Origin of the sequence: Bartonella acomydis (assembly GCF_039543025.1) — a bacterium.
Classification (GTDB): domain Bacteria; phylum Pseudomonadota; class Alphaproteobacteria; order Rhizobiales; family Rhizobiaceae; genus Bartonella; species Bartonella acomydis.
Genome location: NZ_BAABIY010000092.1, coordinates 1 through 10,162, shown reverse-complemented (window position 1 = coordinate 10,162; position 10,162 = coordinate 1). Strand labels below are relative to the sequence as shown.

Here is a 10,162-nt window from a genome sequence, read left to right as displayed (position 1 = left end):
GGACGGAGTCTTCTCTCCTCCCGTGGTGGATGAAAACAAAGAACAATTTGCATCTACACAATCAGCAGAGCAAGACGCAATCGTAGAGCCACCTATAGGGGAGCCACAAAAAAGGTAAATAAGCTAAATTATAGGAAAGCTTGTTGTATAAAAGCTTAAAGGTTTGTATGATCTTCAAAATCCTTTTAGAACTTTTTCAAAGCCTTTTTAAAGGGCTTTTTGTCTGACACTGTCAGTCTTATGAGGCAGTGCTATTGATTGTTATGGTCTCTTCATTGATTTGGAGAGCAAAATGGCAATAGAATTTAAACTTCGTATTCGCTTTATTAAGAAAGGATACAATTATGAATGACATTCCTGCATAAAGAGATAAAAACCGTTGTCCTACTCATCCAGGAGAAGTTTTAGCAGAAATTATTTCTGAAACTGGTAAAACAAATTCAGAAATTGCACAGATGCTCGGTATATCACGCCAACATCTTTATGATATCCTGAATGCAAAAAAGCCTATCTCCCCTTCTCTTTCGGCTTGTCTTGGCAAAATGTTTGGTGATGGAGCTGCCATATGGTTACGTATGCAAGCTAATTATGATGCTTGGCATACGAAACATGAAACAGATGTTAGCAAAGTTCTGACACTCCACGCTGTTTGACTTTGTGACTTAATCTCTAGAAACTTTCCCAAGTGGTTTTATTGCTTTAACTTCTTTGATTTTAAGTGCAAATTTACGCATGAAAGCAAGACTAAAACGCCCTTGTGGCTTCAAATCTTCAAAATCAAACAAAGATTCGCAAGAAACAACATTAAATTCATCAACACGTACCCAAGATTGCTTTTGCAAACCCGCACGCTGACATTCTATCTCAGGGACTTTTAAACTATACTGCAAACTATGAGGTTCTTGAGAAGTGATAGGAAATAAAAAAAGATGCTTTTCAGTTTTGACCATAACACACGAAGGACGAAATTTCCGCCCTGAATGTTCACCTTTTTGTGCTTGTTCGTGCCATAAATAGTAATATCGAACAACATCCCCTGCTTTAAACATGTTCATCACTATTTAAAATGTCATCTAAACCACGATCTAAATCATCTAATATATTTTGAGGTGCATCTGCATAAGAAAAAGATTGTGCGTGAGAGCGCGCTTTTATTAATTCATGATATAAATCAACGGGAAGCATAATAATCTTTTCACGCCCTCGCTTCGTTAAAGCAACAGGCGTTGACATCGCTTCGTCTAAAATATCACCTGCCCCGCGATTTACATCTGTAAAACTATATTTTTTCATCAGTACAGCCCTTTAATAGATAATACGTATTGTACGTATAATATGTATTATGTAAAGATGTTTTACAACGTACTGGAGGAAAAGCATTCTTTTGTAATTGGAATAAGCTTCTTTAAGGGAATCTACTCAACCCTTCCCCACCTAAAAGCAGGGAAGAGAGGTTATGTTTTTTAATTAAGCAACCTTTTTAATGGGATTGTCTAAATTGGGTTCGTAAGATTTTAACAAAGACTCTATAATCGGAGGTGGTCTTAAAGTTCCAAAATTTGTAATCATTGCCAAAATTTTCAGTGCATTTGGGGTTTCATCTTGAAGCTTAAAAATTAAAGCTTTTTCTATCGCATCCATGGTTTCAATGAGAGTATTAAAAGCCTTATCTTCAATATCATCACGATCAGAAAACTGATACAATGCCATCCACAAATCACATAAAAAGTCGATACTGGTATTCATTGCACACCTCCGTGGATTTGCTCTCTCAAACATGCCAATCCTCTGGAGGTGATTTTTGTTGAAGGGAGGACCTTTTCTGTACCATCGGGTCTTTGAATAGTAATCGCAGGGCAATCCATAAAGCCTTTCTTGATTTTATCTTGATAAGGCAACAGTGGCGCCCCTGGAGCCCGTCGATAGACCCAATCGTGTTTGCGTAAGTAATCAGTTAAATCCTTTGGTCTCACTTCAAGCATCTTTGCTGCTTCAATAAGACCAAACAAACCAACAGAGCGTTTTAAGCCTTCTAAAGCTTCTGCTTTTGGAGCTAATTTTGCGATAACATGATCTTTTTGTTCGATTTGGCTTTGTAAGTGATTCAAGACGCCAAGTAATGCTTGAGGAGTCGAATAATCGATCTGCGGTGTTGCTACTTTTTTCAAAAGCTTTTCACATTTGATAAAGTATTGACGTGCTTCATGTCCTTTATCATTACGCTCGATCATCGAAAGGTGCTTAGCCATATCTAATGTGAGATAGTATTCTATGCTTGGGCGACCACCTTTTTCTAAATTTTTAGAAAAACCTATAAAGTCTATATTTTCCTGAAAGTTACATTCTTTAATGCGATTTTTAATCCAGTCTGCAAACTTTGATGTAATTTCCAAAAACGCATGCAATTCACGCGCATTCACTGTTTGAACAGTTTCTTGTCCAACAGTTTGTTCCGTAATTTCTATAAGAGTGTTCATGATGAACTCCTATTGGTTAGAGGTTTCTTAATGACACTCTAAAAAGAGTGCCGGGTGCTAAGAAACACGGCCAATAGTCCGTCGTTATGCTTTCCCCAGAAGGGTATTGTATAGCGTAACTACACCCGACAAGACACTATATGCTACGTACATATAATGAGTCAAAGTTTTTAAATTTGCGGAAGATTAGTTATTTCGGCAACCAACCCGCTTACTATCAAGGTGTTTCTTAGGCACCTGATTCGAAAATACACATCGCAGGAATAATGTCAAGCATCTTTCTATAATCTTTTAATAATTTTGCTAATTTTGTTTCTGAGTGCCGGGTGCTGAAAAACACGGCAACAAGCCCGTCGTTATGCTTTCCCCAGAAGGGTATTGTATAGCGTAACTACACCCGACAACATTATTATATGCGTACAGCACACAATGAGTCAAAGCTTTTAGTTTGCAGAAGATCAGTTATTTCGGCAACCAATCCGCTTGTTGTTTTAAGGTGTTTTTCAAGCACCTTTGTATGAATCTAACGGTTTTAAATATTTTGTCAAGCTTTTCGCACGAGCGGCTTTTGCCTCTCATTTTTTCACATTCATTTCATTCGCCACTATTTTAAAGGAGCATAAAATGGCAATAGGTTTTCTACACGGTGTTGAAGTCGTCGAGGTTGATGACGGCACACGCCCCCTTCGTGCAGTTCAGTCTGGCGTTATCGGAATTATCGGCACAGCACCCGATGCAGATGAACAAGCCTTTCCTCTTAACACACCGGTTTTGGTCGCAGGCTCTCTTTCACAAGCGGCAAAACTGGATAAAACAGGCAAACGACGCGGTACTTTACCCAATGCCCTTGATCTGATTTTCAAGCAAGTGGGAGCAATTGTTGTTGTTATCCGTGTAAAAGAAGGAGACAATGAAGAAGCAACACTCAGCAATATTCTAGGCGGTGTGAACGAACATGGTGCCTATGAAGGTGTTCATGCTTTCATTGGAGCACAATCTGTTGTGGGACAAACACCACGTATTCTGATTGCGCCAGGCTTTACCCATCAACGCCCTTCCAGTGTAACCACTGATGGAACGAGCGATAGTGCCAAAACTGAGATCAGTACAACCTCTAACCCTGTTGCGGCAGAGCTGATTGGCATTGCCGAGCGTTTGCGTGCGATTGTGGTAATTGATGCCCCCAACACGACAGATGAAGCAGCCCTTAGCGCAGCAAAGGATTTTGATTCAAAACGCGCCCTTCTCATTGATCCATTTGTCAAAGTGAATCGCAATGGCAAGATCTTAGAAGAGCCAGCAAGTGCAGCGGTTGCTGGGGTCATTGCTAAAAATGATTTTGCACATGGTTTTTGGCATTCCCCTTCCAATAAAGTAATCAATGGAATTGTAGGAACTGCGCGCCCAATTGATTTTTCCATTGGTGATCGTGCAAGTCGCGCTAATCTTCTCAATGAACAAAACATCACCACCATCATCCGTGAAAACGGCTATCGCCTCTGGGGCAATCGCACCCTTTCAAGCGACACAAAATTTGCCTTTTTATCCGTGGTACGCACTGCCGATATGATTAATGATGCCATTTTACGCGGACATCTATGGGCAGTCGACCGCAATATTAAAAAGACCTATCTGAATGATGTGAGTGAAAGCGTCAATGCTTATTTGCGTGATTTAAAAGCGCAAGGTGCCATTCTTGGAGGACGCTGCACACCAGATCCAGAGCTTAATACAGCAAGTGCTATTGGAGACGGCAGAGTCTATTTCAATGTGGAATTCACACCAACAACACCCGCAGAACACATCACTTTCCGTTCACAAATCATCAATGATTACCTAGAGGAGATCTTTTAATGACTGTCCCCGTTTTACCAAGAGTTTTGAAATATTTTAACATTTTTGTCGATGGTATTCCCTATCAAGCAAAGTGTGAAAGCGTCACCCTCCCGAACTTGAATTTGGTCGTTGAAAGTTATCGCGGCGGCGGCATTGATAGCGCCATTGAGGTTGATCTTGGTCTTGAAACCCTTTCCCTTACCATGACCATTTCTGACTGCTCTCCAGAATTAATGGCGCTGTTGGGACGCACAGATGTCGACATCTCACTGCGCAGTTCAATGCAAGCCCAAGGGACGCCGGCAGAAGGGGTTATCATTACCATGAGAGGACTTTGCAAAGGTTTTGAAATGGCAGAATGGCAACCAGGAAGCAAGGCAACATCTACAGCGACATTCACATTGCAATATTTTAAATATGTCCAAAAGGACGTTGAAATCGTTGAGATAGACGTCCTCAATCTCATCAGAAAATTCAATGGTGTCAATCAACTCGCAGATCACAGAGAAATTTTAGGATTATAAAATGACTATACAACAAAGAGTTACCCATCAATTGCTTGTTCCTATCACATTTGAAGGAAAAGAACATAACGAAATCACCTTACAACGCCCCAAAACAAAAGATTTGCAAGCCATTGATAAAAAAGAAGGCATAGAGCAAACAATCGCTATGATTGCACGTCTTTCTGGATGGCCGCATGAGGCGATCAGTGAACTCGATATCAATGACCTCTCAAACATTGGAGAGATTTTGGAATCTTTTATCAAACGGCGGGAAACCTCGACTGGGAAACCGCCGCTAAACTGATCGCTGATATTGCTATTGTGTTCCATTGGTCTCTTTCAGAGATGATGGAAATGGAACCGCAAGAACTCATATTCTGGCGAAAACAAGCAGCAGAAAGGTATAAAACAAAATGAGTGAAAAAGTTGCTGATGCAAAGGTAAAGTTGTCTCTTGAAGATCGACTTACCAAGCCTCTCAAACGTATACAAGAGCATTTTAAGAAATTATCCCATAGTTTGAGTATTCCACGCTTTTCTGCTGCTGTACAAAACATGACAAAAAGCCTTCATGGCGTTCAAAGTGCTCTTGGTGTAGCTGCAAGCCGTGCTTCAGTCTTTACCGGTGTCCTAGGGTTTGCTGGGGGTGGTCTTGTGGCAAGTATAACCGCCGTTACCATGAAAACCATGCATATGGGTGATAGTCTTTATCATGCATCTCACCATTTAGGCATGAGTGTTACGGCACTTCAATTATGGGGTGATGCGGCCGATAATTCAGGATATTCCGCCGAACTCTTTCAACAATCCTTGGCAACCTTAAATAGGCGTTCTGCGCAAGCATATGCCGGACAACAAAGAGGCATTATGGGGTTTGAAGCGCTTGGTATTTCTGTCAAAAACGCTTCTGGAAAACTCAAATCAAACTCCGTTTTGTTGGAAGAAATTACCGAAAAAATGAGTAAGATGAAAAATCAAGCACAAAGGCAGCGTATTGCTGCGCTGTTGTTTGGTGGAGATGGTAAAGAAATGGCAGCTATGCTTTCACAAGGCATGGCACCCATTAAAGAACTCTTTGCAAAGGCGAGGAAAGGAAAATGGCTGATAGGTGCCGATGTTGCGCGCTATGCAGCAGATTTAAGTGACAAACTTGGTGCCTTTAAGAAAAAAATAGGCGGTATTGCGAGCTTTATTGGCACGCGTTTCATGCCCGTGATCAATGATATGATTGATGCGTTTTCAAAGTTGATTGATGAAAACCGTGACCTCATTCAAACAACCGTGGCAAGCTGGGCAAAAACCTTAAAACAAACTTTGAAGGATTTGCTGAATCCTACCTCTGATTTAAGAAAGGGTATCAGTGATCTCACAGAGAGGATTAAAGGCTGGTTTCGATGGCTAGAGCCATTGATTGGTGAAATAACCCTCTTTAAGATAGGTCTTGTAGCCCTTGGTTCATTTATTTTTGGTCCACTCATTGCCGTATTAGCAGCCGTGGGAGCCGCTTTTGTTACCCTTGGCTATACGATGCTAACCACACCTATCGGTTGGCTCATTGGTGGTATTGCGGCACTTGTTGTACTCTATAAATATTGGCATAAACTCAATGGCTGGATGGCAGCATCTTTAGCCGCAGTTGGAGCAGTTCTTACCGTAGCATTCATTTCGGCAATGGCACCGGCTGCTTCTGCAATTGCCGGTCTCGCGGTAAGTCTTGTAGCTTCACTTATTCCAGCAATAACCGCTGTTGGTTCTGCTTTTATATCGCTTGGTATCGCAATCATGACCACACCTATTGGCTGGATAATGGCTGGCATTGCAGCCCTTGTAGGTGCTGGATATCTCCTTTATAAAAATTGGAATACAGTCATGAATTTCTTACGCAATTTGTGGAATTCTTTGGCTAATTTATGCAGTAATGTTTTCAACGACCTCTTTATGCTCTTTAAAAAATTTTCACCCCTCTCTTGGATTGCCAAAAAAATCAATGCATTGATTGAATGGTTGTTTGGAGTCAATCTCATGGATGCAGGTGCCCATCTGATTGGAGGATTGTGGGATGGCATTAAAAGCAAATGGAATGCTCTCTCCGATTGGTTTAGCAATCAAATAAATAAATTAACCAGTTGGATGCCAAACTGGATAAGAGAAAAGTTGGGATTTAGTGCTACAATTGATAAAACTTCAACCCAAACCATTAAAACCTTTACCGATGAAACCAACGCACGAGCAAAAAGAATGCTTGAGACAGCAACTGTTCCCAATGCTCCATCAGGAAAAGGCAAGAGCGGTTTTAATACAGGCATAGTTGAAACAGGACAAATGCAGGCGACAAATGTGAAGGTTGAATCTTTCAAGGTTCCAGAACCCATTATGGTGCATAAACCAACAGAAGTGAACGCCCCCATAACTATTACAAACTTAAATATTTCAGGAGGCAATGGCTCTCCACAAGACATTCATGCCGCAGTCAGTCAAGCTCTTGAACGCCACGCTAAACAACAGCGCTTGGCTATCGCCTCTAGCCTTTCGGATTAAATATCATGATGTTAGCTTTAGGGAATTTTATTTTTTCCATTGAAACAGCAGCCTATCAAGCCCTCGATATGACCTATAACATTCCATGGGTCGAGCAAGGGCGATTGAGGCACAAAGCTGCTCTTCAATTACCAGCTGTTGCAAATGCGGAATTTTCTCTCACCGGTGTGATCTATCCAGACTTTAAAGGCGGTTATAGACAACTGGAATATTTGCGGCAAATGGCACATGATGGACCTCATATCCTCGTAACAGGTCAAGGCAAGATTTTGGGCAAATTTGTTATCCTTTCTGTCAAAGAAAAGCAAAGCTTCTTTCATCAAAATGGTGCGCCTAAAAAACAAGAATTTACCATCAATTTGAGAGAATATGGTGAAGAACTATGAGTGATCTTTACGTGACAAAAGAAGGCGATATGGTTGATGCCATTTGCTGGAAATACTACGCCAAAGGGCAACAAGCCCTTGCTGTTGAACGCGTCTATGCAGCTAATTTTGGTCTTGCAGACTATGGACCCATCTTAAAAGCAGGCATCACAATCCTCTTGCCAACCCTCCCCTATCCCAAAGCCACACCGGTCATTAGAATTTGGGGGTGTCAATCATGAAACCTTTTTGCACAGTGATGGCAAATGGAGAGGACATTACAAGAACTATCATGGACTATGTCTTATCGATTGAAATTACCGATGAAGCGGAAGACAAAAGCGACCGCATCACCATAGAACTTGATGACCGCGCCCGTGAGTGTGATAACGGCTTTCTTGATATTCCTCTCATCGGAACTATCCTTTCTGTCACCCTTGGCTATGAAGGCGGTAAAAACCGCAATATGGGAACCTATCTGATTGATGAAATCTCTGTAAGCAGCCCACCACAAACCTTAAGTGTTACAGGGCGCTCTGCCTCCATGAATACATCTTATCGAACACCCAAAAGCCAATCCTATCATCAACAAACCCTTGGCAATATCATTCAAGAGATAGCACAGCGCAATGGCTATACAGCAAAGGTCGACCCTGCTCTTGCCAAAATTGTTGTACGTCACATTGATCAAACGGCTGAAAGCGATATGGCTTTTGCCACACGCCTTGCAGAAGAATATGATGCTGTTGCAAAGCCTGTTGATGGCAAATTGGTCCTTGCCAAACGGGGTGAAGGCAAAGCCATTACCGGTGAAACACTGCCCGTTATTGTCATTCATGAAAAACAATGTACCTCTTGGGATTTTAAATACAGTGCACGCGATGAAGCAGGGAGTGCCAATGGCTTAGCAACAGATGCAGGAGATGACCAAAAAGCCGCCGCTGATGCAAGGGAACCAGAGGAAATTGAGGAAGGTGAAGATGTAATCCATATGGATGAAAATGATGCCCCTAATTTACCTAAAGCAGAAACACAATCCTCTGAAAAACAAGAGCAAGAAGAAAAGAAAAAGGGCGGTGTACTTGCCACCTATCATGATATCCGCACTGGTGAAAAAAAGGAAGTAAAGGTTGGTAAAGAACCTTTTCATGAACTCAAATATACCTACCACAATCAATCAGAAGCTGTTGCGGCCATTGCTACTTATCGCAACAAATCATCGCGTGGGAAATCTTCTTTCTCATGCGACATCGGTGGGGATCCTTTGTACAAGCAGAAGCAAAACTTATTCAAGAGCCCCCTTTCCGCCCCTATATTCCAACAGAATGGCGCATCAAAAGCGTCAAACATAAACTTGATAAAACAGGGGGCTATACAACAAAAATAGACTGCGAACTTTTTGATAAAACCCAAGAAGATGCTGCCAAAAACGTAGCCAATACCACACCAGACAAAGATGATACCCTTGATCCAAACGCCCCTCCCAATGCATATGACGAAGGAGACGGCGTCATCCATATGGATAAAGAAGATATCAATTAGCAAAAGTATTCAAAAATTATAGAAATTTTCTTGACATTATTTCTGCGATGTGTATTTTCGAATCAGGTGCCTAACAAACACCTTAAGCAACTAGCGGATCGATTGCCGAAACAATCTTTTCTCCGCAAATTTAAATTTTTGACTCATTATATGCGTATAGCGTATAAAGAGATTTGTCGGGTGTGGTTACACTATACAATACCTTTGCGGGGAAAGTGTAACGACGGACTAGTTGCCGTGTTTGTTAGCGCCCGACACTCTTTTAGAGTGCCATTAACAAACATCTAACAACTAGGAGTTCTTTATGAACAATCTTATAGAAATTACGGAACAAATAATTGATCAGGAAACTGTTCAAACTGTTAACGCGCGTGACTTGCATACATTTTTAGAAATAAAATCCGAGTTTAGAAATTGGATTAAAAATCGCATTAAAGAATGTAACTTTCGAGAAAATATAGATTTTGTAACTGCGGTAAATTTTTACCGGGGTGGAAAAGTAAAAGAATACCACATTACATTAGACATGGCTAAGCACCTTTCGATGATTGAGCGTAATGATAAAGGACATGAAGCGCGTCAATATTTTATCAAATGTGAACGGCTTTTGAAAAAAGTAGCAACACCACAAATCGATTACTCAACTCCTCAAGCATTACTTGGTGTATTAAATCACCTACAAAGCCAAATCGAACAGAAAGATCATGTGATTGCAGAATTAACTCCAAAAGCAGAGGCTTTGGAAGGCTTAAAGCGTTCTGATGGGCTGTTCGGTCTTATTGAAGCAGCAAAGATGCTTGAAGTGAAACCAAAGGATTTAACTGATTACTTACGCAAACACGATTGGGTCTATCGACGTGCTCCAGGGGCGCCTTTGTTACCCTATCAAGATAAAATCA

General features: G+C 41.2%; 12 protein-coding genes and 2 pseudogenes. 10 read left to right on the top strand and 4 right to left on the bottom strand.

Annotated elements, in window-relative coordinates; genetic code table 11:
* The first annotated feature begins 344 nt into the window (after positions 1-344).
* A pseudogene (locus ABD909_RS07460) lies at positions 345-653 on the top strand (HigA family addiction module antitoxin).
* Between the two features lie 9 nt (positions 654-662).
* Here ABD909_RS07460 and ABD909_RS07455 read toward each other — a convergent pair.
* From ABD909_RS07455 to ABD909_RS07440, 4 genes are all read right to left on the bottom strand, one after another.
* Entirely contained in the window at positions 663-1,049 is a 387-nt protein-coding gene (locus tag ABD909_RS07455) for a hypothetical protein (protein WP_345097306.1), read from the bottom strand.
* Positions 1,042-1,293 (bottom strand): type II toxin-antitoxin system Phd/YefM family antitoxin, encoded by a 252-nt coding sequence (locus ABD909_RS07450; RefSeq protein WP_345097305.1) that lies wholly within the window; start codon positions 1,291-1,293, stop codon positions 1,042-1,044. The genes ABD909_RS07455 and ABD909_RS07450 overlap by 8 nt, the downstream gene beginning before the upstream one ends.
* Positions 1,294-1,467: 174 nt before the next feature.
* Positions 1,468-1,746 carry a hypothetical protein gene (locus tag ABD909_RS07445; protein ID WP_345097304.1) on the bottom strand — a complete coding sequence of 93 codons (279 nt, stop codon included), beginning with the start codon at positions 1,744-1,746 and terminating at the stop codon, positions 1,468-1,470.
* Positions 1,743-2,477 (bottom strand): antA/AntB antirepressor family protein, encoded by a 735-nt coding sequence (locus ABD909_RS07440; RefSeq protein WP_345097303.1) that lies wholly within the window; start codon positions 2,475-2,477, stop codon positions 1,743-1,745. Before ABD909_RS07440 ends, ABD909_RS07445 begins: the two co-directional genes overlap by 4 nt.
* Positions 2,478-3,101: 624 nt before the next feature.
* On the opposite strand from ABD909_RS07440, the gene ABD909_RS07435 reads away from it, so the two are divergent.
* The 9 genes and pseudogenes from ABD909_RS07435 to ABD909_RS07400 all read left to right on the top strand — a co-directional run.
* On the top strand, positions 3,102-4,331 hold the full coding sequence (locus tag ABD909_RS07435) for a phage tail sheath subtilisin-like domain-containing protein (protein WP_345097302.1): 1,230 nt from the start codon (positions 3,102-3,104) through the stop codon (positions 4,329-4,331).
* Positions 4,331-4,837: a phage major tail tube protein gene (locus ABD909_RS07430; RefSeq protein WP_345097301.1), complete on the top strand. Its 507-nt coding sequence runs from the start codon at positions 4,331-4,333 to the stop codon at positions 4,835-4,837. Before ABD909_RS07435 ends, ABD909_RS07430 begins: the two co-directional genes overlap by 1 nt.
* A 1-nt stretch (position 4,838) precedes the next feature.
* Positions 4,839-5,123 carry a phage tail assembly protein gene (locus ABD909_RS07425; protein WP_345097300.1) on the top strand — a complete coding sequence of 95 codons (285 nt, stop codon included), beginning with the start codon at positions 4,839-4,841 and terminating at the stop codon, positions 5,121-5,123.
* Positions 5,072-5,236, top strand: coding sequence for a GpE family phage tail protein (locus tag ABD909_RS08615; RefSeq protein WP_425547961.1), 165 nt, complete (start codon positions 5,072-5,074; stop codon positions 5,234-5,236). The genes ABD909_RS07425 and ABD909_RS08615 overlap by 52 nt, the downstream gene beginning before the upstream one ends.
* A complete protein-coding gene (locus ABD909_RS07420) occupies positions 5,233-7,356 on the top strand; it encodes a phage tail protein (protein ID WP_345097299.1) in 2,124 nt (707 codons plus the stop codon). Before ABD909_RS08615 ends, ABD909_RS07420 begins: the two co-directional genes overlap by 4 nt.
* Positions 7,357-7,361: 5 nt before the next feature.
* Positions 7,362-7,742, top strand: a complete 381-nt coding sequence (locus ABD909_RS07415; RefSeq protein WP_345097298.1) for a phage tail protein — start codon at positions 7,362-7,364, stop codon at positions 7,740-7,742.
* Positions 7,739-7,963 carry a tail protein X gene (locus tag ABD909_RS07410; protein ID WP_345097297.1) on the top strand — a complete coding sequence of 75 codons (225 nt, stop codon included), beginning with the start codon at positions 7,739-7,741 and terminating at the stop codon, positions 7,961-7,963. The genes ABD909_RS07415 and ABD909_RS07410 overlap by 4 nt, the downstream gene beginning before the upstream one ends.
* Positions 7,960-9,263: pseudogene (locus ABD909_RS07405) on the top strand (phage late control D family protein). The gene ABD909_RS07410 and the pseudogene ABD909_RS07405 overlap by 4 nt, the downstream one beginning before the upstream one ends.
* A gap of 304 nt (positions 9,264-9,567) precedes the next feature.
* Positions 9,568-10,162, top strand: a 595-nt coding sequence (locus ABD909_RS07400; RefSeq protein ID WP_345097296.1) for an antA/AntB antirepressor family protein, incomplete at its 3' end; no start/stop codon positions are given.